The following is a 21,119-nucleotide window of genomic DNA, read 5'->3' on the forward strand; positions in this document are numbered from 1 at the left end:
GGCGGCGCCGGCCGCTTAGCCCAGTTCCTCGATCGCCACCGCCGCGGCCTCGGCGATGAGCGCGTCCTGGTACTCGGCGTCCTCCTCGTCGCGGCTGGACATGACCGCCATCAGGATCGGGTCGCCCTCCGGGGGCCAGATGACGGCGATGTCGTTGCGCCCGCCGTAGCCGCCGGCCCCGGTCTTGTCGCCGACCTCCCAGCCCTCGGGCACGCCCGCGCGGATCAGCGCGTCACCGGTGGTGTTGCGCTTGAGCAGGTCGACGAGGACCGCGCTCTTCTCCTCGGGCAGCACATCGCCCAGGGTGTAGGCGCCCAGGCTGGTGGCCAGCGCCCGGGGCGTGCTGGTGTCGCGGATGTCGCCGGGGGTGGCCTCGTTGAGGTCCGGCTCGATGCGGTCGACGTGGGTGACGTCGTCGCCGATCCCCGCCAGCGCAGCGCCCAGCCCCTCCGGCCCGCCCAGCTCCTCGAAGAGGAGGTTGGCCGCCGCGTTGTCGCTGTAGCGGACGGTTGCGTCGCTCAGCTCCATCAGCGTCATGCCGGTGTCGACGTGCTGCTCGGTGATGGGGGAGTGCTCGACCAGGTCCTCCTCGGAGTAGGTGATGAGCTCCTCCATCTCCTCCAGCGAGTTCTGCTGGAGCACGGCGCCGACCGCCAGGGCCTTGAAGGTGGAGGCGTAGGCGAAGCGCTCGCCGGCGTTGTAGGCGATGTCCTCCTCCGAGCCGGTGTCCACGGCGTAGACGCCCAGCCGGGCGTCGAATTCGTCTTCGAGGCGCTCGAACTCCGCCTCCGGCGACGACGCCGTCGTCTCCGACGCCGGCGTCGCGGCCTCCCCCGTGGAACAGGCGGCCAGCGGCGCGAGCGTGAGCGCGGCCACGGCCGCGATCCCGGCGCGGCGGGTGAGCTGGACGGGCATGGTGGATCTCCCTGTCGTATGGGTCGGCATTGGATGGGCGAGGGCACCGCGGGCAGCTGGACGACCCGCTGCCACCTGCCGGAACGACCTCCGGCGGGCGAGCGTGCGGCCACGGGAACGGCCCGTGTGCGGCCTCGCGCTGCAGTCTGGCCGCAGCGGGCTGATGCTGTCCAAGACAAAAATGACCGGTCTGATGCGAAAACGGCATAATCTTCGGGGATGGACATCGTCGGCGCCTGCCGCGCGTTCGTCAGTGTGAGCGAACGCGGCAGCTTCACCCTCGGGGCCGCGGCCGCCCGCATCCCCCAGCCGGTCGCCAGCCGCCGCATCGCAGCCCTCGAACAGCACCTGGGCGCGCGGCTGTTCGACCGCTCGACGCGGCGCGCGACTCTCACCCCCTTCGGCCGCGACATGCTGCCCTCGGCCAAGCGCCTGGTCCGCCTCGCCGAAGCCATGGAGTACGACGCCGAACGCGCCAAGCGCACGCCCCTGCGCCTGGCGATACCCGACACCTGCACCACCCGCGACCTCGCACTGCTCGACGCCGAAGCCCGCAAACAAGGCGTCTACCTCGACTTCCACGCCGCGCCGCCGGCCGAGCGCGCCGAGCTCCTGCGCTCCCAGCAGGTCGGCGCCGCCATCACCGAGGTCCCCGCCGACGAAGGCCGCTGGTCGGTGCCGCTGGGACTGGCCGCCACCGCCGAGCCCTCCGCCGCCACCGTCTACATCGACACCCTGCGGACCGGCCGCGGCGGCCGCGCCCAGCGCCGGCGCCGCATCTGGATCCAGCCCGAGGACGACGTGCCCCACATCCGCGACCGCGTGATGCGCACCCGCGACTCCGTGGGCCTGCAGCCCGCCCAGGTCGCCGTCGCCCCCGCGCTCACCTCGGCCGCGGCCGAGGTCTACGGATCCACCGACCTGCTGCTGGCCTCACCGGCCCAGGCCCGGGAGCTGGGGCTGCACTGGCGCCCCATCGGCGAGCTGCGCCTGGTGCGCAGCTTCGACGTCGCCGCCACCGACGGAGACGAGGCCGAACGCCTGCGCACCACCCTGCACGACCCCATCGCGCACTGCCTGGGGGCCGCCGGATGATGAGCGAGGCCTCCCTCCTGCGCGACCTGCGCCAGGACCTCGACGACGCGGGCCTGCGCGGCTCCTTCCTCGTGCGCGACCTGCGCACCGGCACCGAGGTGGGCATCGAGCCCGACCTCGCCTACCCCACCGCCTCGCTGGTCAAGGTCCCGCTGGCCATCTCCATCTTCGACCGCATCCGCACCGGCGAGCTCGACGGCGCCGAGGGGATCCTGGTCGAGCCGGGGCGCGACACCACCCTCGGGGTCACCGGGATCACGAAGTTCCGCCACCCCGCCCGGATCTCGATCGAGGACCTCGTCTACCTGAGCATCTGCCTCAGCGACAACGTCGCCTCCGAGGCCCTGTTCGCCCTCGCCCCGCCCGCGCAGGTCGCCGAGGCGATGCGCGCGGCCGGGGTCCGCGGCCTGACCATCCGCCACTCGATCCGCGAGCTGAGCGACACCCCGGCCGACCGCCTGCGCGCCGCCGACGTCCACCTGGCCCACGTCCTGGCGATCGGGGCGGGCACGGCCGGGCGCGGGCACGGGATCCCCCAGCTCGACGTCACCCGCGCCAGCTCCGGATCGGCGCGGGCGTTCGTCGACCTGCTCCAGGCGCTGTGGACCCCCTCGCCGATCGACCCGGGCGTCGCCGCGCGCGTGCGCGCGCTCATGGCCGACAACCTCATGCGCCAGCGGCTCACGCCCGACTTCAGCTCCGACTCCACGCTGTGGTCCTCCAAGACCGGCACCCTGCTCAACCTGCGCCACGAGGTGGGGGTCGTCGAGCACGACGACGGCCAGGTCTTCGGCGTGGCCGCGCTGACCGAATCCCAGGTGGCCGCCCGCGCCCAGCCCGAGGCCGAGGCGCTGATGGGCCGGGTGGCCCGCACGCTGCGCGACCACCTGCGCGGCATGTAGCGGCGCGGCCGCGCCGTTCAGAGCGCCTGGCCCGCCGGCCACACGTCGACCTGGTCGTGGACGTCCCACATCAGGCGGGTGAGGCCGTTCTCGGTGGAGCGGTCGGGGTCGGCGGTGTCCTTGCGGCCGGTGTTGGCCAGCGCCACCCAGCAGTAGCCGTCCTTGGTGCGCGCCAGCACCGACGCCGTCCCGGGCAGGTACCCGGTGTGCGACCAGGTCCCATCGGGGGCCACCGCCCACCCCAGCGCATAGCCGTCGGACCCGGCCAGGCCCGAGGGCGTGGTCATGGCGGTGATCCATTCCCCGGGCACGACGTCGGGCGGAGCCGGGAAGCCGTCCACCCGGACGGCGAACCGCAACACATCGGTTGCGGTGGCCACCCAGCCGCCGTGGGCGTCCATGCGGTGCACCCGCATGCTGTAGGGGTCGTCCCCGTCCAGGCCGTAGTAGACGACCTCGCCGGGCAGCCGGTCGGCCAGGGTGTCGCCCGCGATGGACATGTCGGTGACACCGCACGGCGCCAAGAGGTCCTGGGCCACGTGGTCGGCGTAGGTGCGGCCGGTGACGTGCTCGATGACGCGGCCGAGCACGCAGTAGCCGAAGTTGGAGTAGGCGTATGCGGTGCCGGGGTCGTGGTCGAGCGGCCGGTTGGCCAGCACCCAGGAGATCAGCTGCCGCTGGTCGAGCGTGGGGTTGGAGAACATCGGGTCCTGGGAGTCGCTGGCCCAGCCGCCGCAGGCGTGCTCCAGCAGGTGGCGGACGGTGATGTGCTCGGCCCGGCCGTCGGCCGGCGTCCCCAGGTCGCCCAGGTGGCCGCTGGAGCCGAAGACCAGGTCCTGCAGGGCGACCCGCCCCTGGGAGGCGAGGTTCATGAGGGCCGCCGAGGTGATCGGCTTGGCCAGGCTGGCGATGCGGAACAGGCTCGACGCGGTCACCGGCGTGGCCGCGCCCTTGTCGGCCAGGCCGTATCCGGCCGCGTGGAGCAGCAGGCCGTCCTTGGCCACCGCCACCGACAGGCCGGGGACCTCGAAGTCCCTCATGAAGGCGGCGGCGAGCTTCGCGATGACGGGCTCGGCCTCACGCCGCTCCCAGATCGGGTTGAACCGCGGCGCGGCGGCGTCGCGGTAACCCGCCGAGTACGCGCCGATGCACAGCTGGCGCCATCCCCCGCCGCCCAGCCGGGCCGTGTCCGCCTGGTAGCCGGCGGCGTCGATGCGGTGGTGGGCCTCGCCGGGCAGCCCGCGCGCCGGTTCCCACAGGCCGACGAACTTCTGGTCGGTGCCGCCGGCGACGTTGAAGCCGCTGACGCGGACCGGCCAGCGCCCCAGCCCGTTCTGGCGGTCGAACTCGGCCTGGTAGCCGTCCCCGGTCAGGGGGCCGTGGACCTCCCAGTCGCGGCCGTCGGATTTCACCCAGATGGAGGAGAACCGCGAGACCCGGACGATGGGGGCCGGCGGCGGCCCCAGATGGTCGGGGTTGGGCTCCAGGCTGGAGTAGAAGCAGATGTCGGCGACGCGGAAGCCCTGCGTGCGGACCTGGCGCAGGTGGTTCTGGAGGTTGAGGATGTTGAAGTCGTGGCGGCTGGCCCACTCGGGGCCGGGCGTCTTCTCCCAGATCGCCGCGATGAGCGTCGCCCCGGCCACGCTGTAGGGCGTCAGGCGCACGGGCCGGTACCCCTCGGCCGTGCGGGCGTCGAAGACGCCCTGGTATTCGCCGGCCGGGATCGCGTGGGCGGTCCACTGGTAGGTGCTGGGATGGGGGCCGTGGGCGGGCGCCCAGATGGCGGCGTAGCGCGCGGAGTCGCCGACCTCGTATCCGCACACGTCGGCCAGCCGCAGGCCCCGGTTGCCGAACAGCTCGTGGAACGCGTCCTGATACTGCGGACCGGTCAGGTCGTTGCGTACTTCGACGGGGCTCACCGCGACGCTCCCCACATCCGCCGGACATTGACGGGGGCCTTCCCAACGCTCGCGAATCTAGCAGTTTCCGCAGCTCAGATGCTGTATTGCGGGGTGTGTCGCCGCCGTCGGCCGAGCGCGGCGGACCCGCCGCCAGGGGCCGCCCGCGCACACCCCACCCCGACCGCCGCCCCCGCCCGGCGGGCGCTAGCGTCTGCTGGCATGACCGAACCCGACTTCCTGGGCACCGCACGCACCTTCTACGACACCATCGCCGACGACTACGTCGACTGGATCCGCGGCGAACTCGACGCCAAGCCGCTGGACCGCGCGCTGCTCGCCGCCTTCGCCGAACTCGCCCGCGCCACCGGCGCCGGCCCCGTCGCCGATGTGGGCTGCGGCCCCGGCCGCATCTCGGCGCACCTGCACGCCCTGGGGGTGGACGTCTTCGGCCTGGACCTGTCGCCGCGGATGGTGGCGCTGGCGCGGCGGGACCACCCCGGGCTGCGGTTCGAGGTGGGCTCGATGACCGGCCTGGACCTGGCCGACGCCTCCCTGGGTGGCATCGTCGCCTGGTACTCGATCATCCACGTCCCCCGGGAGGAGCTGCCGAGGGTGTTCGCCGAGTTCCACCGGGTGCTGGCCCCCGGCGGGCACGTGCTGCTCGCCTTCCAGGTCGGCGACCACACCCTGCACGCGGAGCGTCCGATGGACCACCCGGTCGCGCTCGACTTCCACCGGCAACTCCCGGGCCACGTCGCCGGGCTGCTGGAGGCGGCCGGGATCCCCGCGACCGCCCGGCTGGTGCGCGAGCCCGAGGAAGACGAGCCCGGTACGAAGATCCGCCAGGGCTTCCTGCTGGCCCGCAAGCCCGCCGCCGCCTAATGGGACTTATCGGGTTGTGAGTGAGACTCGATGCGTGGCCGCCGGCAGATGAGCACTAGCGTCGCCTGAGCCGTTCGAGCTCTGGTGTCAGACCGTGCCTCTGCCGGCCGGCCGGGAGGCCGCCGCGATCCAGGCCGCGCTGCGCGAGGACCGGCTCGGTGTCGCCGCCCCGGTCGCCGACGCCTATGCGGCCGCCGTGACGGCCCACGCCCGGCTGCTGATCGCCCTGAACGAGCAGATCAACGCTCTGGAAGGGCAGGTGAAGGCGCATTTTCTGGCGCACCCGGACGCTGAGATCTACCTGTCGATGCCCGGCATCGGCGCGATCACCGGTGCCCGGGTGCTGGCCGAGTTCGGCGACGACCCGACCCGCTACGCCTGCGCGAAGGCCCGCAAGAACTACGCCGGCACCAGCCCCATCACCCGGGCCTCCGGCAAGGTCCACAGCGTCCAGGCGCGCTTCGTCCGCAACAACCGCCTCGCCGACGCTCTCCAGCGGCAGGCGTTCTGCGCTCTCCAGAACTCGCCCGGAGCCCGCCGCTACTACGACAGGCAGCGCGCCCGCGACATGGACTACAACCCTGCCCTGCGGCAGCTGGGCAACCGACTCGTCGGCATCCTCCACGGATGCCTCAAGACCCGCACCACCTACAGCGAGGCCACAGCATGGGCCCACCACGCGAACCCCGCCGCGGCTTGACAACCAAACACCATGGGATGTCTGACACGCGCGGGACCCCGGCCGCGCTCCGCCGCGCGGGGCGTCCTGCGGTGTCAGCGCCCCAGCCGGGCCTCGATCCCGTCCAGGACGATGTCCAGGCCCTCGGTGAACCCCGCGTCGAAGTCGGCGTCCTCCACCCGGGAGTGGCGGGCCAGGACCGGGTAGAGATCGGCCCGCTCGGCGAGGTGGGCGCGGGTGCGGCGGCGCAGGTCGCCCTCGCCGGCCGGGTCGCGCATCCGCGCCCGCCACATGTTCTCGGTCACGACGAAGCCGTGCACGTAGCTGGAGACGGCGCCCACCGCGGCGGCCAGCGCGGCTCCGGTGAACCCGGCGCCGGCGAGGACGGCGTGGACGCTCTCGGAACGGGACAGCGCGTTGGGCCCCAGCAGCGGCCGGGTGCCCACCAGGGCGGTGATCCAGGGGTGGCGCCGCATGACCCGCCGGCTCTGGGCCAGGTGGGCGGCGAGCGCCGCGCGCCAGTCGCGCGCACCGGCCGGCACCGGGTCGAGTTCGGCCATGACGGCGTCCAGCGCGAGGTCGAGCAGGTCCTCCTTGCTCGCCACGTACTCGTACAGCGACATGGTGCCGGCGTCGAGCCGCGCGGCCAGGCGCCGCATGGACACGCCGTCGACCCCGTCGGCGTCCAGCAGCCCCACCGCCGCCGCGACGATCCGCTCCCGCGACAGCCGCGGCCTGCGGGGCCCGGGTTCCCCGCCGAACCAGACGGGGTCGCGCGCACTCCCCGGCATAGCGCCCTCCTCCCACCCGTGCACTGTACGGAAAACCGTACACCTAGTGTTGCCGCGCACCCGCCGAGCACCGAACCAGGAGGCAGCACCGATGACCGCGACAGCACCGGACCGGGAACAGGGGTGGGTGCGCGACTACGCGCTGCTGGCCCTGCGCATCGACCGCCGCATGGCCGGCCCCTCCGGCGGGACCGTCCTGATCTACCGCGGGCCCGATGCCTGGCGGGACCGGGTCCGCGCCGAGGAGCCGCCGCCCGCCGGCCGGCTGGCCGAGGACGCCGACCGGCTGCTGGAGGACCCGCCGTTCCAGCCGGCGCGCGCCGCCTACCTGGCCGCGCAGGTCCGCGCGCTGCGCGCCGTCGCCCGCCGCCTGGACGGCCACCAGGCGCCGCTGCCGCAGTATGCCCGCCAGTGCCTGGGCGTGGACGTGGAACGGCTGCCCGAGTCGGACTTCGAACAGGCCCACGACCGGCTCGACGCGGCCCTGCCGGCGGGCGCCGGGACGCTGCACCAACGCCTGCACGCCTGGCAGGCCCACCACACCCTGGCGCCGGGGCACATGGACCGGCTGCCCGGGCTGGTGCGGCGGGCGGTGGCCGAGACCCGCGCCCGCACCGACGCCGCCGTCGTGCCCCTGCCCGCCGGGGAAGAGGTCGGCTGCGAGGTGGTGCCCGACGCCCACTACCTGGCGGCCGGGCACCACCACGGCGGGCTGCGGTCGACGATCTTCGTCAACGGCGCCCTGCCCTTCAACCTGGCCGACCTGCTCTATGTGGTGGCCCACGAAGGCCACCCCGGCCACATCGCCGAATCCCTGCTCAAGGAGCGCCACCTGATCGACGGCCAGGGCCGCACCGACCAGTGGGTCCGGTTCATGGTCGCGCCGTCGTTCGTGCTCAGCGAAGGACTCGGCCTGCACGCCCAGGAGGTCGTGTTCCCCGGCGACCAGGCCCAGGCGTGGCTGACCGACAACGTCTTCGGCGAGTACGGGATCGCCCCCGACGGCAGCGACTTCGCCGAGATCCACCGCGCCCGCAACGCGCTGTGGGGGGTGTGGGCGAACGCGGCCCTGCTGGCCGCCGAGGGCCGCCCCGAGGCCGAGGTCGCCGCCTACCTGGCGCGGTGGGCGCTGCTCGGCGAGACCGGGACGGGGGCGGCGATGGCCGCCGTCGCCACCCCCGCGATGAGCCTGTACATCTTCGGCTACTACCACGGCTGGCGGATCCTGCGGTCGTGGCTGGACCACCCCGACCGCCACCGCCGGGTGCGCCGCCTGCTCACCGAGCAGCTGCTGCCCGCCGACCTGGAGGCCGGGGACCCCCGGTGAGGGTGGTCCCGCCCCGGGCCGAGCGGGACCGCCGCCCTCAGGCCCGACCGGGCCGCCGGCGGACCTTGAGGACGGCGTCGACCGGGGGGCCCGGGTGCCCGTCGGGGGCGCCGCGGACCCGCTCGACCTCGCCGCTGACCAGCACCTCCCACTCGCCCTCGGCCAGCTCCAACGCGGCCAGCACCTCATCGGCGGTGGGGAAGGACACGTCGGGGCGGTGTTCACGCGCCCACGAGGCCGGCACCGCGTGCCCCACCACCAGCAGCACCCCGCCCGGCGCCACGGCCCGCGCGCCGGCGCGCAGGACCCGGTCGCGCGGGAAGTCGCCGTGGCGGTGCAGGAAGTGCGCGCAGACCAGGTCGAAGTCCCCCAAGGGCCCGCGCTCGACCGCCGCGACCTCGCCCTCCACGATCCGCCCGCCGTAGCCGGCCACCTCGGAGCGGCCCGCGGCCAGCATCTCGCCGGGGGGCGTGCCCTCGCGCCCCAGGTAGCCGTGGATGCGGGCGGCGGGCGCGTTGCGCGGCCGGCCGGCGTCGACGACCAGGACCGAGCGGCGCGCCCGTGCCAGGGTCAGCGCCCCGCTCAGCCCCGCGGCCCCGCCGCCGATGACGACGACGTCGTGGCCGGGCCCCGCGCCGCGGAGCGCGCCGTGCGCGAGGTCGGGTGTGTGTTCGCTCATGTGTGTGTACCTCCTGCGGCCGATGGTCGGCCCCTGGAGCCCATTTCCACAAACTTCGTTGCAGTAATGGCAAAAAACCGGATGCGGGGAGTGGCCCTCCGACTTTCGTCGCGATTCCGGCGCGCCGTCCTCCTCCCTCCGGGGGTGGCAAGGCCGCCCGTTGGGCGGAAGCGGGCGCGCACACAGCGGCCGTAGCGTCACAGCACCGCGACGACCCCCCACCACGGAAGGCACGACATGACCACCCCACCGCGCCCCCGCCGCCCGCGCCGGAGCCGCTTCCTCGGCACCGCCGCGGCGCTGCTCGCGCTCACCGCCCTGTCGGGGACGGCCACCGCCGCCGCCGCCGATGACGCCCCCCGGGACACGCCGGGCACCGGCCCCTCCCTCCTGCCCGCTCCCACAGGGCCCCATCCCATCGGCACCACCACCCTGCACCTGACCGACGAGAGCCGCACCGACATCTGGAGTCCCGACGGCGGCGCCCGCGAACTGATGGTGACCGTCTGGTACCCCGCCCGCGCCACAGCGGGCGAGCGGGCCGCCTACATGACCGCGGCCGAATCGGCGACGGTGATCACACGCACAGGGGTCGACCTGCCCGCCGGCACCTTCGCCACGATGGCCACCCACGCCTTCACCGACGCCCCGGTGCGGCGCACCCCGGCGGGCAGCCCGCTGGTCGTGCTCTCGCCGGGTGCGGGCTTCGGCCGCATGTGGCTGACCGCCATGGCCGAGGACCTGGCGAGCAACGGGTTCATCGTGGCGGGGGTCGACCACGCCTACGAGGCCAACGGGGTGGAGTTCCCCGGCGGGCGCCTGCTGGACTGCGCCGCGTGCGGCCAGGACCGCTGGGCCGAGGCCACCGTGAACCGCGCCGCCGACATCGGCCACCTCCTCGACGAGCTCGGGCGCGCCGACGGGCCCTGGCGGGGCGCCCGCGAGATCGACGCCGGCCGCATCGGTGTGGCCGGGCACTCCGCCGGCGGATCGGCCGCCGCGGAGGTCCTGCGCACCGACGACCGCGTGGACGCCGGCCTCAACCTCGACGGCCCCTACTTCGCCCCGGCCCTGGAGGAGGGGGTGGACCGGCCGCTGGGGCTGGTGACCAGCGACCTGCCGTCCGGACCGCCGTTCCACGCCTCGCAGGAGCGGATGTGGCCCCGGCTGACCGGCTGGCGGCAGTGGCTGCTGCTGGCCGGGTCCGGGCACTCCTCGGCAACGGACCAGGGGCTGCTGATCGACCGGCTCGGCGTGCGCGACCAGGTGGCGCCCGACCTGCTGGAGAACCAGTTCGGGACCCTGCCCACCGACCGCGGACTCGACATCCACCGCGACTATGCGACCGGGTTCTTCGCCCACCACCTCAAGGGCCGCGAGCAGGCCGTCGTCACCGACCCCGCGGCGGTCCACCCCGAGCTGGCCGTCCGCCCCTGACCTCTGCTCCGGGCCGGGTCACAGGGCGTGGCCCCCGGCGACCTGGAGGACCTGCCCGGTGATCCAGCGCGCCTGGTGCGAGGCCAGGAACACCACCGCGTCGGCGATGTCGCCGGGGTCGCCCACCCGCCCCAGCGGCACGATGGAGCGCGCGTAGTCCTCCATGGCGGCGTCCATCCACCCGGTCTGCACCGGGCCCGGCGCCACCGCGTTGACCCGGATCCCGGCCGCCCCGAGGTCCAGGGCGGCGGCGCGGGTGAGGGCCTCCAGCGCCGCTTTGGAGGTGCCGTAGCCGATCTGCCCGGAGAAGGCGCGGGCGGCGTCGGTGGAGATGTTGACGACGCAGGGCGCGGCGGAGGGCGCGCTGCGCCGCGCGAGCTCCGATATCAGCAGGGCGGGCGCGATCGCGTTGACCCGGTAGGCGCGGTCGAGCCCGCTGCCGGTGAGGGCGTCGACGGTATCGGGGTGCTCGCAGTGTGCGGCGTTGTTGACCAGCACGTCCACTGGTCCCAGGCGTTCTTCGACCTGCGCCAGCAGCCGCGCCGGGGCGTCGGGGTCGGCCAGGTCCGCGGCCACCGCGACGGCCCCGCCGCCCAGCTCCGCCGCCAGGCCGGCCACGGCCCGGGTGTCGGGCGTGCGGTGCTCCCACGAGGTGCCGGGGGGCGGCTCGGAGGCGGCGTCGAGGTGGTGCAGGGCCAGGCGTGCCCCCTGGGCGGCGAAGGCGCGCGCGATCCCGGCGCCGATCCCCGCTCCCGCGCCGGTGACGAGCACGACCTTGCCTGCGAGTCCGGTATCGATCATGGCCTTCAGCCTGTCGGTTTCCGTCCGGGGGAGCAACGCGTTTTCGCGCGGCCGGGGCGGGCGCAGGGCCGCGTCCCGGAACGGACCCGCCCGCTGTGAGAGGCTCGGCCCGACCCGCCCGACCCCCGCGACGCAGAGGAGGACCCCGTGCCCACGTGGACCGCCGACTTCTGGTTCGACCCCTCCTGCCCCTACACCTGGATCACCTCGCGGTGGGCGGTGGAGGTGGCGCGGGTGCGGCCGGTGCGCCTGCGCTGGCACGTCCTGAGCCTGTCGGTCCTCAACGAGGGCCGGGAGGAGGACCCCGAAAACGACCCCGAGGGCTACCTGTGGATCCCCGTCCGCGTCTGCGCCGCCGTTCACGACCACTACGGCCAAGAGGCGCTGGGCCGGTTCTACACCGCGCTGTGGACGGTGGGCCGCGAACCGCACGACGACTGGATGGGCCCGCTGGAGGACGCGCTGGCGGCGGCGGGCCTGCCCCGCGAACTCGCCGCCGCCGGGCACGACCCCGACCTTGACGCGTCGGTGCGCGCCTCCCACGAGAGCGGCGTCGCGCTGGTGGGCGACCACGTCGGGACCCCGATCATCGCGGTCACCGGCCCCGGCGGCGAGCAGGCCGCGTTCTTCGGCCCGGTGCTGTCCCAGGCGCCCGCGGGTGAGGACGCCGGCCGCCTGTGGGACGCGGTCCTGGCGGTCGCGTCGGTCCCGGGCTTCCACGAGCTCAAGGCCACGCCACCGGCCCCGCCCCGCATCGACTCCGCCGCACCGCGGGGCTGAGGCGCGGACGCCGGCCCCTGCCGAAGGCGGAGGAGTGCTCAGCCGCGCAGCGGAAAGCGCGGCGGCAGGCGCGCGGGCCGGTGCCCACGAGCCGTGTGAACCGGTCGCGGAAGGGCGGTGCCGGCCAGGGCGGGGAAGCCCGGCAGGGCCGTATTCCCGCACGCCGGTGAGCACACCCGCCCGGTCGGCCAGGCCCCAGAGGCCGTCGGCGTCGGCGAGCTTGTCGGCCGCCCACCACGTGGGCGGCCGCGGTGAGCAGGCGGGGCGGAAGTCGGCCGCCAATGCGGCATTTTTCGTTTTCGATACCACGATTTCCGGTGCCGTTCGACACATCAAATCAACGGGGAAACGGAATTTTCGTGTGCTAGGCTCTGGGAAGTTGCAGTAGTGGACCTGTGGAGTTTCCGCCTCCTCGGGAGATCACCGCGGTGACGGGGAAATCGTCATCCGCGGTTTTCTTCATTCTGAGCGAGAGGTGCCACCATGGCCACCGGTACTGTCAAGTGGTTCAACGGCGAAAAGGGCTTCGGCTTCATCCAGCAGGACGGTGGCGGCCCTGACGTCTTCGCCCACTACTCGAACATCCAGGCCACGGGCTACCGTGAGCTGGCCGAGGGCCAGGCCGTGCAGTTCGACGCCGTCGCCGGGGCCAAGGGCCCCCAGGCGGAGAACATCACCCTGCTCTAGCCTGATCCAGGGGAGCGCGAGCCGCTCCCGCGACGGGATCCGCCCTACGGGTGCCGGATTCCGTCGTTTTGTTTTTCCCTGACCGTTCTTCGGACGTCATTGTCCAAACGGTTTCCCGCGCCTCAGAAATTCTCCAGGCGAGCGTATAGGTTTCATTCATCCGGCGTACCCGGTTTTCCCTGCGAGGCCGCAAGGTCTCCCGCCCGGCGAACGCCGTCGGCGAAAGGCCCTACATGAGTCATCCGTACCGCAACGGTACGAGCACCCGCGGCCGCCCCTCCCGGGGGCACGGCCGGCAGCGCCCCCGCGCCGCCGCCCGCCCCCACAGCGGCGGCTCCTCCGGGGAGTTCGCGCTCCCCGCCACCGTCACCCCGGCGCTCCCGCCCGCGGAGTCCTTCGAGGCCCTGGACATGCCCGCGGCCCTCAAGCGGACCCTGGCCCGGCAGGGCCTGACCGAGCCGTCCGAGATCCAGGCGGCGACCCTGCCCAACTCCCTGGCCGGACGCGACGTCCTGGGCCGCAGCCGGACCGGGTCCGGCAAGACCCTGGCCTTCGGCCTGGCCCTGCTCGCCGGCCTGGACGGGCGTACCGCCGAGCCCCGGCGTCCCCTGGCGATCGTCCTGGCCCCGACCCGGGAGCTGGCCCAGCAGGTCGCCGACTCCCTGGACCCCTACGCGCGTTCGGTGGGGGTGCGCACGGCGACCGTCGTGGGCGGCATGCCGATCCACCGCCAGGCCCGCGCCCTGCGCCAGGGCGTCCACCTGGTCGTGGCCACCCCGGGGCGGCTGCGCGACCTGATGGAGCGCGGCGACTGCGTGCTGGACCGGGTGGAGTCCGCGGTCCTGGACGAGGCCGACCAGATGACCGACATGGGCTTCATGCCGCAGGTCACCGCCATCCTCCAGGAGGTCCCGGCCGACGGGCGGCGCATGCTGTTCTCCGCCACCCTGGACCGCAACGTCGACACCCTTGTCCGTCGCTTCCTGCACGACCCGGTGGTCCACTCGGTCGACCTGTCCGAGGGCGCCGTCTCCACCATGGAGCACCACGTCGTGCACGTGTCGCCCACGGACAAGAGGGACGTCGCGACCAGGATCGCGGCCCGCGAGGGCCGGGTGATCATGTTTCTGGACACCAAGCGCGCGGTGGACCGGATGGCCGAGCACCTGCTGGCCAACGGGGTGCTGGCCGCGCCGCTGCACGGCGGTCGCAGCCAGCCGCAGCGGACGCGCACCCTCGACCAGTTCAAGCGGGGCGACGTCACGGCGCTGATCGCGACCAACGTGGCGGCGCGCGGCATCCATGTGGACGGGTTGGACCTGGTGGTCAACATCGACCCGCCCACCGACCACAAGGACTACCTGCACCGGGGCGGGCGCACCGCACGGGCCGGGGAGTCCGGCAACGTGGTCACGCTCGTGCTGCCCGGCCAGCGCCGCGACCTGACCCGGCTGATGGGCCGGGCGCGGATCGAGCCGCGCATCCTGGGCGGGGGCACCGGCGCGTCCGAGCTGTCCGAGGTGACCGGGGCCCGAGAGTACTCGGGCGTTCCGGTCACCGTGCGGTCCGCGGCGCCCCCGGAGCGGCGCCGCGACCAGGCACCGCGCGGACGGCGCCGCCCGCGCCGCTGACCCGGGCGTCCCGGGAGCCTGCGGCCGGCCGTTGCCGTGGTAACGGAAGGGCCCCGCCCGTGTCGGGCGGGGCCGGCTGTGAGCACCCGCGGTGCGGGCGCGCATCGCGCCTTCAGCCGGGCGGTTCCGAACCGCGCAGCTCCTCGTTGATGCGCAGCGCCTCCTCCAGTTGGTCCTCCAAGATGATGATGCGGCACGCGGACTCGATCGGCGTGCCCTGGTCCACGAGCTCACGTGCACGGGCGGCGATCCTGAGCTGGTAGCGCGAGTAGCGGCGGTGTCCGCCCTCCGAGCGCAAGGGCTCGATCAGCTTGGCCTGGCCCAGGGCGCGCAGGAAGGCCGGCGTGGTGCCGACCATCTCCGCTGCGGCGCCCACGGTGTAGGCGGGGTAGTCGTCATCGTCGAACCGGTCACCGGTGTCGGGACGGGGCAAGTGCGTGTCTTCCTTCTCCTGAACGCACGTCGAGGGCCCCAGCGCCATCTGGCGCTGGGGCCCGAGAGTTCAATACCACCTACCGGCCGCTGCCGGTCTTCCGCTTCCCGAAGCCGAGCCGGGACGGGATCGCGGGGATCGCGGTTGTGTGACCGTGGACCACCTTCTTCCGAAACAGGCCCTGCGGTACCCGAGCGGAGCTTCCCTCGCCCGGGCGATCCTGATGGCACCTACTCCTCTCGCTCTCACTTCGTGCACTGCTTTGGACTACGGTCCTACCGGCTCCCGGCGCCGTACAACCGTGCGCCGGTCGAGCCCTACTGCGTCCTCCTTCATGCTCCGGACTCCCCTATGCGAGCGGGAGGCCGGTCTTGCTGCACTGCTTCACTTCCGTACTGCTGTCCTACCGACCCGGCGATGCCTTCAAATGCCTGCACACCGGCCGGGCCGTCCTGCGCCGGCCATCCCCCGAACAGGCGGGAGACCGGTCCTACCGGCTCCCGGCGCGTACCGCCTGCGCCGGTCGAGCCGTCCTGCTCTCCACCGGCGTATCCGGTGGCCTAGCCGTGAATCTCGGTGGCTACGACAGGAAATGTAGCAGCACCATGCGGCCATGTCTATTCTGGCCACGACAAGTTTTACGACCTCGATGGTGAAGGCTTGCTGAAGTCGCGGTGGTCGTCCGGCCGCCGGCCAGCTCCGGCACGTGCTTGTACGGGGTCGACCGGGACACGCCGATCGGACGGGCGATGGAGGCCACCGGGTTGTCGGGCCGGGGGAGCGGGTCACGGGCGCGGCGGGCCTCCGGCACGTTGAGCCGGGCGCCGGTCGTGCGCCGGTAGGGCTCGTCGTGCGGAACCGGAGCACGCGCACCAGGTCATGGCCGCGCGCCGCACCGGTGGTGAGGGACCCGGGTGGGGTGGTCGCCCTGGAAGGTTCCGCGCATGCGCACGGTGCCCCCACCGCACCGCCCACCCTGCGGCCGCGCTCCGGCCACCAGGTACTACCATCGCCCGCGCGGCCCTGGCCGCTCCACCGCCCCGACCCCACCGGAGGACCCGAGATGACACCGACCACCCCCTCTGCCGCCGCCGGACCCGCGGCCGGGCGCACCGCCGTGGTGGGCGAGGACGGCCTGGGGCGCTGCCCGTGGGCGGTCGGCCACCCCCTCAACCTCCACTACCACGACACCGAATGGGGCCTGGCGGTCCACGGCGAGCAGGCCCTGTTCGAGCGCATCAGCCTGGAGGCGTTCCAGGCCGGCCTGAGCTGGCTGACCATCCTCGCCAAGCGCCCCGCCTTCCGCGCCGCCTTCGCCGACTTCGACCCCGGCGCCGTCGCCGCCTTCACCGACGACGACGTCGAACGCCTCATGGCCGACACCGCCATCGTGCGCAACCGCGCCAAGATCGAGGCGGCCCGCACCAACGCCCGCGCCGCCCTCGCCCTGCGCGACCACGGCGGCCTGGACGCCCTCATCTGGTCGCACCTGCCCGGCGAGACCCCCGCGCCCCGCACCGCCGAGGAGGTGCCCACCTCCACCGCGGCTTCCCGCGCCCTGGCCGCCGACCTGCGCACCCGCGGGTTCCGCTTCGTGGGCCCCACCACCGCCTACGCCCTCATGGAGGCCATCGGGCTGGTCGACACCCATCTCACCGGCTGCCACCGCCGCGGGTCCTCCGGGGTGCACGCCGCCCGGTGACCGCCGCGCCCCCGGCGGCGTGCCGCGGGGGCGCCGCCCAAGGCGGCGCCCCCGCGGAAATGGGGTCCGCGCTCGCGCGGCCGGCCGCGCGAGCGCTGCTCAGCCGGCGATCCCGGTGACCGCGACCATGACCGGCACCAGCGCGATGATGATGACCGCGCCGAAGACGTCGAACCAGATCCCCGATCTGATCATCTTGGTGATCGGCACGCAGCCCGAGCCGTAGACGATGGCGTTCTGCGGCGTGGAGACGGGCAGCATGAACCCGAACGAGGCGGCGAACGTCGCCGCGAGCGCGGGCACGAAGGGGTCCACCCCCGCGCCGGCGGCCAGCGGGATGATGATCGGCACGACGACGGCGGCCGCCGAGGTGTTGCTGGTGGTCTCGGAGATGACGATGGCCAGTACCACGCCGAACGCGGTGATGGCGAGGGGGCTGGTGACTCCCAGGCCGGCCGACGCCCCTTCGCCGATCGTGGCCGCCAGCCCGGTGGAGGACAGCAGCGCCCCGAAGATGATGCCGGTGCCGAAGAGCAGGATGGTGCCCCAGTCGATCCGGGCGGCGTCACTCCACTCCATGGTCATCTTGCGCCGCTTCCAGCTGACGGGCAGGACGAAGAGCAGCGCGGCGCCCATGACCGCGACGATCCCCTCGCTGAGCCGGTCGTCGACCAGCGCGTAGACGTCGGACTCGGTGCCGGCGGCGACGCCCACGAACGCCGGCGTCAGCCACAGCACGACGGTGACGGCGAAGGCGAACACGGTGTTCTTCTCGGCGCGGCTCATCGGCCCCTGGGCGGCGCGCTGCTCGCGGATGTACTCGGCCACGCCCTCGATCCGGCGGATCTCGGGGCGGTTGAGCAGCAGCAGCACCACGGCCAGCACGACGAACATGGCCAGGACCGCCGGCAGGGCCGTGAGGGTCCACTGCACGAACGAGATCCGCTGACCGGTGGCCTCCTCGATCATGGCGCGGCCGATGAGGTTGGGCGGCGAGCCGATGGGCGTGAGCAGCCCGCCCACGCTGGCGCCGTAGGCCAGCATCAGCAGCAGCGCGGTGCCCACGCGCAGCCGGGTCGGGTCGAAGCCGGGCTGCACCAGCCCGCGTTCCTGCATCAGGCGGGCGATGACCGTCAGGATGCCCAGCGCGGTCGGCAGCAGCATGGCGACCGTGGCGGTGTTGGAGATGAAGCTCGACACCACGCAGGTGATGGCGCCGAACGCCACGATGATCCGCAGGGTCGAGGAGCCCACCCCGGGCAGCGCGAGCACGAAGAACGCCAGCCGCCGCGCGACCCCGTGCTGGAGCATGGCCTGGGCCAGGATGAACGCCCCGATGAAGGTGAACACCGTCGTGGACCCGAACGGCGCCAGGACCTCATCCGAGGGCGCCACACCCAGCACGACGATCGCGGCGACCCCGATCAGGCCGCCGATGGGGATGGGGACCGGCTCGCAGATCCACAGCGCGATCACCCCCAGCAGCACCGCGCCGAGCAGCTGCTGGGTGGGGTCCATGTCCAGCGGGAGCAACGCGAAGACGAGCGCCATCGTGGGCGCGAGGAACCACCCCAGGCGGCTGCGCGCGGCCTCGAAGCGCTCCTCGGCGGGGCTCAGCCGCTGGGCCGCCTCGCCGCGGCCCAGGAGCACCTTCTCGACATCGGTCCGTCCGCCCTGCTCGGGGGCCGGGGGAGTGGGCGGGGGCGCGGGTGGGGTCTCCGACGACATGGGGGCCTCCTTGGCTCATTGCGCCACACCACTCTCACCGTGTGACCCCCGTCACGTCCAAGATGTACTGACTCTGATAGCCATAGGAACCACCTATGGATAAGGGGTGACATGGACGCCCGGCAGCTGACCTACTTCCTGGCCATCGTCGACCACGGCGGCTTCGGCCGGGCCGCCCACCACCTGCACATCGCCCAGCCCTCGCTCTCCCAGGCCATCGCCGGCCTCGAACGCGAACTCGGCGTGGAGCTCTTCCACCGCGTGGGCCGCGGCGCCGTCCTCACCGGGACCGGCGCCCGCCTCATCGAACCCGCCCGCCAGGTCGTCCGCGACCTGGAAGCGGTACGCGACACCGCACAGGCCGCCCGCGGCCTGCACCAGGGCCGCGTCGACGTCGTCTCGATGCCCTCACCCGGAATCGAACCGCTCACCACCATGATGGCGGCCTTCGCCCGCGCCCACCCGCTGATGACCGTCAACGTCGCCGGCGCCTTCACCCCCGAAGAGGTCGTCCAGGCCGTGCGCTCCGGCGCCGCCGAGATCGGCCTCATGGGCGCCTCCGGCCGGCCCCGCACCGCCGACCTGCGCGTCCTGCCCGTCGAGGACCAACCCCTCGTCCTCGTCTCCCCACCCGGCACCGACGACCTTCCCGACACGCGCGTGGGCGTCGCCGACCTGGCGGGACTGCGACTCATCGTCTCCCAGCCCGGCAGCCTCATGCGCCAGCTTGTCGACGACATCCTCGCCAGCGGGACCGACGTGCACCTGGCCGCCGAAGTCGACCACCGCACCTCCATCCTGCCCCTGGTGCTGGCCGGCCTGGGCCACGCCGTCGTCCCGTCCTCCTGGAAACCCATCGCCACGCGCGTGGGAGCCCGGGTCCGCCTCATCGAACCCGCCTCCCACCTGCACGTCATCGTCGTCACCCGCGCCTCGCGGCTGACGCCCGCCGCACGGGCCTTCCTCGCCACCGCCGAACGCTACGCCGCCGACCACCGCCCCACCGCCCCATAGGCGGCCCCTATAGGGCGCATCGCCGATCGGTCTTGGACGCACCCGCGCCCCGCGCGCTTGACTCACAGGCAGCCACGACCGACGGAGGACCCATGACACCCACCCGGCACTTCCGCATCGCCTCCATCCCCGGCGACGGCGTCGGCAGCGAGGTGGTCGCCGCAGGCCGCCAAGTGCTCGACGCCCTGGCCGCGGCATCCCACGGCGCACTCGGCTTCACCTGGGAGGAGTTCCCCTGGGGCAGCGACTACCACGCCCGCACCGGCAAGATGATCGCCGACGACGGCCCCGACCGGCTCCGCGCCTTCGACGCCGTCTACTTCGGCGCCGTGGGCTGGCCCACCGTCCCCGACCACGTCAGCCTCTGGGGACTGCGGCTGCGGCTGTGCCAGGGCTTCGACCAGTGGGCCAACGTCCGCCCCGTCCACTTCCTGCCCGGCATCACCAGCCCCCTGCGCACAGCCGACACCACCCCCCTCGACTGGGTCGTGGTCCGGGAGAACTCCGAAGGCGAGTACGGCGGCTTCGGCGGCCGCAACTTCGCCGGGCGCGGCCCCGGCGGCGAGATCGCCGTCCAATCGGCGGTGTTCACCGAGGTCGGCTGCGAACGCATCATCCGCTTCGCCTTCGACCTCGCCCGCACCCGCGACCGCCGCAAGGTCGCCAGCGTCACCAAGAGCAACGCCCAGCAGTACGGCATGGTGCTGTGGGACGAGGTCTTCGCCCGCGTCGCCGCCGACTACCCCGACGTCGAGACCGAGAGCGTCCTCGTCGACGCCATGGCGGCCAAGTTCGTCCTGGCCCCGCAGGACCTGTCGGTCGTGGTCGCCTCCAACCTCCACGCCGACATCCTCTCCGACCTCGCCGGCGCCCTGGCCGGCAGCCTCGGCCTGGCCGCCAGCGCCAACCTCAACCCCGAACGCCGCCACCCGAGCATGTTCGAACCCGTCCACGGATCGGCCCCCGACATCGCCGGCCAGGGGGTGTGCAACCCCATCGGCGCCATCGGCAGCGCCGCGCTCATGCTGGAGCACTTCGGGCTGGCCCAGGAGGCGGCACGCGTCCGCCGCGCCATCGCGGCCACCTGCGCCTCCGGCGTCCTGACCCGCGACGTCGGCGGCACCGCCACCACCAAGGACGTCACCGCCGCCCTGATCGACAACCTCGCCGACTGAGACGGGACGGCCGGCCCCCTCCAGCACACGCCCGCACCCTCACCCCGCGGCAGCCGACCCGCCGTAGAGGACCAGCGCCCAGGCCAGGCACCCCAGCGACCCAGTCGAAGCGAGCGCGCGCACCGCGTTCCACCGCACCCACGGCGCCTCGAACGCCCGGCGCACCGCACCCGGATCCGCCATCCGCCCCACCGCCCCCGCGCGCTCCAGCGCCGTGTTCAGCGGCACGTTGACCGCCATCGTCCCCACCAGCGCCACCCCGTACAGCGCCAGCGCCGCCGCGACCCACACCACAACACCCCACCGCCCCGCCTCCAGGTGCACCCCCGCCGCCACCAGCATCAGCACCGGCGCACCGAAGAACACCGCGAAGAACCACCCGTTGAGGATCGCCCGGTTGATCCGCTGCATCACCTCCACGAACGCCCCGTCGCCGACACCGCGCAACCCCGGCATCACCGCGACCGCGAACCCGTAGAACAACCCCGAGAACATCCCCATGGCCACAACCGCACCCACCAGCGCGACCCCGCCCACGACATCCGCCATCACACACCCCC

The 21,119-nt window shown here is 73.6% G+C and carries 19 protein-coding genes and 1 pseudogene; 12 read left to right on the forward strand and 8 right to left on the reverse strand.

The window, feature by feature from the left end:
- Positions 1-15: 15 nt before the first annotated feature.
- Entirely contained in the window at positions 16-915 is a 900-nt protein-coding gene (gene bla, locus ACFO4E_RS10135; RefSeq protein ID WP_378573227.1) for a class A beta-lactamase, read from the reverse strand.
- A 219-nt stretch (positions 916-1,134) separates the two neighbouring features.
- Between bla and ACFO4E_RS10140 the strand changes: the two genes are divergently transcribed.
- Both ACFO4E_RS10140 and ACFO4E_RS10145 read left to right on the forward strand, forming a co-directional pair.
- The gene (locus ACFO4E_RS10140) at positions 1,135-2,010 is read left to right on the forward strand and encodes a LysR family transcriptional regulator (protein WP_378573229.1); all 876 of its coding nucleotides are present in this window, start codon (positions 1,135-1,137) and stop codon (positions 2,008-2,010) included.
- The gene (locus tag ACFO4E_RS10145; RefSeq protein ID WP_378573447.1) at positions 2,010-2,912 is read left to right on the forward strand and encodes a serine hydrolase; all 903 of its coding nucleotides are present in this window, start codon (positions 2,010-2,012) and stop codon (positions 2,910-2,912) included. The genes ACFO4E_RS10140 and ACFO4E_RS10145 overlap by 1 nt, the downstream gene beginning before the upstream one ends.
- A gap of 17 nt (positions 2,913-2,929) precedes the next feature.
- Here ACFO4E_RS10145 and ACFO4E_RS10150 read toward each other — a convergent pair whose 3' ends face one another.
- Positions 2,930-4,831, reverse strand: coding sequence for a serine hydrolase (locus tag ACFO4E_RS10150; RefSeq protein ID WP_378573231.1), 1,902 nt, complete (start codon positions 4,829-4,831; stop codon positions 2,930-2,932).
- A gap of 201 nt (positions 4,832-5,032) precedes the next feature.
- Here ACFO4E_RS10150 and ACFO4E_RS10155 point away from each other — a divergent pair, with 201 nt between their 5' ends.
- On the forward strand, positions 5,033-5,695 hold the full coding sequence (locus tag ACFO4E_RS10155; RefSeq protein ID WP_378573233.1) for a class I SAM-dependent methyltransferase: 663 nt from the start codon (positions 5,033-5,035) through the stop codon (positions 5,693-5,695).
- 94 nt (positions 5,696-5,789) lie between these two features.
- Positions 5,790-6,395 (forward strand): transposase, encoded by a 606-nt coding sequence (locus ACFO4E_RS10160; protein WP_378573235.1) that lies wholly within the window; start codon positions 5,790-5,792, stop codon positions 6,393-6,395.
- Between the two features lie 74 nt (positions 6,396-6,469).
- Here the strand turns inward: ACFO4E_RS10160 and ACFO4E_RS10165 are convergent, their stop codons facing one another.
- The gene (locus tag ACFO4E_RS10165) at positions 6,470-7,165 is read right to left on the reverse strand and encodes a TetR/AcrR family transcriptional regulator (protein ID WP_378573237.1); all 696 of its coding nucleotides are present in this window, start codon (positions 7,163-7,165) and stop codon (positions 6,470-6,472) included.
- 91 nt (positions 7,166-7,256) lie between these two features.
- On the opposite strand from ACFO4E_RS10165, the gene ACFO4E_RS10170 reads away from it, so the two are divergent.
- Entirely contained in the window at positions 7,257-8,492 is a 1,236-nt protein-coding gene (locus ACFO4E_RS10170; protein WP_378573239.1) for a hypothetical protein, read from the forward strand.
- 379 nt (positions 8,493-8,871) lie between these two features.
- On the opposite strand, the pseudogene ACFO4E_RS30155 reads toward ACFO4E_RS10170, so the two are convergent.
- Positions 8,872-9,171: pseudogene (locus tag ACFO4E_RS30155) on the reverse strand (FAD-dependent oxidoreductase); the annotation flags it as partial.
- A 237-nt stretch (positions 9,172-9,408) separates the two neighbouring features.
- Between ACFO4E_RS30155 and ACFO4E_RS10180 the strand changes: the two are divergent.
- Positions 9,409-10,608 carry an alpha/beta hydrolase family protein gene (locus ACFO4E_RS10180; RefSeq protein ID WP_378573243.1) on the forward strand — a complete coding sequence of 400 codons (1,200 nt, stop codon included), beginning with the start codon at positions 9,409-9,411 and terminating at the stop codon, positions 10,606-10,608.
- Between the two features lie 18 nt (positions 10,609-10,626).
- Here the strand turns inward: ACFO4E_RS10180 and ACFO4E_RS10185 are convergent, their stop codons facing one another.
- Positions 10,627-11,409, reverse strand: coding sequence for an SDR family NAD(P)-dependent oxidoreductase (locus ACFO4E_RS10185; protein WP_378573245.1), 783 nt, complete (start codon positions 11,407-11,409; stop codon positions 10,627-10,629).
- A 147-nt stretch (positions 11,410-11,556) separates the two neighbouring features.
- On the opposite strand from ACFO4E_RS10185, the gene ACFO4E_RS10190 reads away from it, so the two are divergent.
- From ACFO4E_RS10190 to ACFO4E_RS10200, 3 genes are all read left to right on the forward strand, one after another.
- Entirely contained in the window at positions 11,557-12,189 is a 633-nt protein-coding gene (locus tag ACFO4E_RS10190) for a mycothiol-dependent nitroreductase Rv2466c family protein (RefSeq protein ID WP_378573247.1), read from the forward strand.
- Positions 12,190-12,672: 483 nt separating this feature from the next.
- On the forward strand, positions 12,673-12,876 hold the full coding sequence (locus ACFO4E_RS10195) for a cold-shock protein (protein WP_378573249.1): 204 nt from the start codon (positions 12,673-12,675) through the stop codon (positions 12,874-12,876).
- A gap of 233 nt (positions 12,877-13,109) precedes the next feature.
- Positions 13,110-14,507, forward strand: a complete 1,398-nt coding sequence (locus ACFO4E_RS10200) for a DEAD/DEAH box helicase (RefSeq protein ID WP_378573251.1) — start codon at positions 13,110-13,112, stop codon at positions 14,505-14,507.
- Between the two features lie 112 nt (positions 14,508-14,619).
- Here ACFO4E_RS10200 and ACFO4E_RS10205 read toward each other — a convergent pair whose 3' ends face one another.
- Positions 14,620-14,940, reverse strand: coding sequence for a MerR family transcriptional regulator (locus ACFO4E_RS10205; protein WP_378573253.1), 321 nt, complete (start codon positions 14,938-14,940; stop codon positions 14,620-14,622).
- Positions 14,941-16,003: 1,063 nt separating this feature from the next.
- Here ACFO4E_RS10205 and ACFO4E_RS10210 point away from each other — a divergent pair.
- Positions 16,004-16,642, forward strand: coding sequence for a DNA-3-methyladenine glycosylase I (locus tag ACFO4E_RS10210; RefSeq protein WP_378573255.1), 639 nt, complete (start codon positions 16,004-16,006; stop codon positions 16,640-16,642).
- A 99-nt stretch (positions 16,643-16,741) separates the two neighbouring features.
- On the opposite strand, the gene ACFO4E_RS10215 is transcribed toward ACFO4E_RS10210, so the two are convergent.
- Entirely contained in the window at positions 16,742-18,370 is a 1,629-nt protein-coding gene (locus ACFO4E_RS10215; protein WP_378573257.1) for an SLC13 family permease, read from the reverse strand.
- A 111-nt stretch (positions 18,371-18,481) separates the two neighbouring features.
- On the opposite strand from ACFO4E_RS10215, the gene ACFO4E_RS10220 reads away from it, so the two are divergent.
- A complete protein-coding gene (locus ACFO4E_RS10220; protein WP_378573260.1) occupies positions 18,482-19,384 on the forward strand; it encodes a LysR family transcriptional regulator in 903 nt (300 codons plus the stop codon).
- Positions 19,385-19,476: 92 nt separating this feature from the next.
- Positions 19,477-20,559, forward strand: coding sequence for a tartrate dehydrogenase (locus tag ACFO4E_RS10225; RefSeq protein WP_378573262.1), 1,083 nt, complete (start codon positions 19,477-19,479; stop codon positions 20,557-20,559).
- A 39-nt stretch (positions 20,560-20,598) separates the two neighbouring features.
- Here ACFO4E_RS10225 and ACFO4E_RS10230 read toward each other — a convergent pair whose 3' ends face one another.
- On the reverse strand, positions 20,599-21,108 hold the full coding sequence (locus ACFO4E_RS10230; RefSeq protein WP_378573263.1) for an anthrone oxygenase family protein: 510 nt from the start codon (positions 21,106-21,108) through the stop codon (positions 20,599-20,601).
- Positions 21,109-21,119 lie beyond the last annotated feature (11 nt).

It is taken from the genome of Nocardiopsis mangrovi (assembly GCF_042653925.1).
GTDB lineage: Bacteria > Actinomycetota > Actinomycetes > Streptosporangiales > Streptosporangiaceae > Nocardiopsis_B > Nocardiopsis_B mangrovi.

Coding starts and splice junctions, on each gene's coding strand:
- ACFO4E_RS10225 (WP_378573262.1), top strand. CDS start 19,477: ATGACACCCACCCGGCACTTCCGCATCGCCTCCATCCCCGGCGACGGC.
- ACFO4E_RS10230 (WP_378573263.1), bottom strand. CDS start 21,108: ATGGCGGATGTCGTGGGCGGGGTCGCGCTGGTGGGTGCGGTTGTGGCC.
- ACFO4E_RS10185 (WP_378573245.1), bottom strand. CDS start 11,409: ATGATCGATACCGGACTCGCAGGCAAGGTCGTGCTCGTCACCGGCGCG.
- ACFO4E_RS10200 (WP_378573251.1), top strand. CDS start 13,110: ATGAGTCATCCGTACCGCAACGGTACGAGCACCCGCGGCCGCCCCTCC.
- ACFO4E_RS10170 (WP_378573239.1), top strand. CDS start 7,257: ATGACCGCGACAGCACCGGACCGGGAACAGGGGTGGGTGCGCGACTAC.
- bla (WP_378573227.1), bottom strand. CDS start 915: ATGCCCGTCCAGCTCACCCGCCGCGCCGGGATCGCGGCCGTGGCCGCG.
- ACFO4E_RS10165 (WP_378573237.1), bottom strand. CDS start 7,165: ATGCCGGGGAGTGCGCGCGACCCCGTCTGGTTCGGCGGGGAACCCGGG.
- ACFO4E_RS10155 (WP_378573233.1), top strand. CDS start 5,033: ATGACCGAACCCGACTTCCTGGGCACCGCACGCACCTTCTACGACACC.
- ACFO4E_RS10195 (WP_378573249.1), top strand. CDS start 12,673: ATGGCCACCGGTACTGTCAAGTGGTTCAACGGCGAAAAGGGCTTCGGC.
- ACFO4E_RS10210 (WP_378573255.1), top strand. CDS start 16,004: ATGACACCGACCACCCCCTCTGCCGCCGCCGGACCCGCGGCCGGGCGC.
- ACFO4E_RS10220 (WP_378573260.1), top strand. CDS start 18,482: ATGGACGCCCGGCAGCTGACCTACTTCCTGGCCATCGTCGACCACGGC.
- ACFO4E_RS10215 (WP_378573257.1), bottom strand. CDS start 18,370: ATGTCGTCGGAGACCCCACCCGCGCCCCCGCCCACTCCCCCGGCCCCC.
- ACFO4E_RS10180 (WP_378573243.1), top strand. CDS start 9,409: ATGACCACCCCACCGCGCCCCCGCCGCCCGCGCCGGAGCCGCTTCCTC.
- ACFO4E_RS10145 (WP_378573447.1), top strand. CDS start 2,010: ATGAGCGAGGCCTCCCTCCTGCGCGACCTGCGCCAGGACCTCGACGAC.
- ACFO4E_RS10140 (WP_378573229.1), top strand. CDS start 1,135: ATGGACATCGTCGGCGCCTGCCGCGCGTTCGTCAGTGTGAGCGAACGC.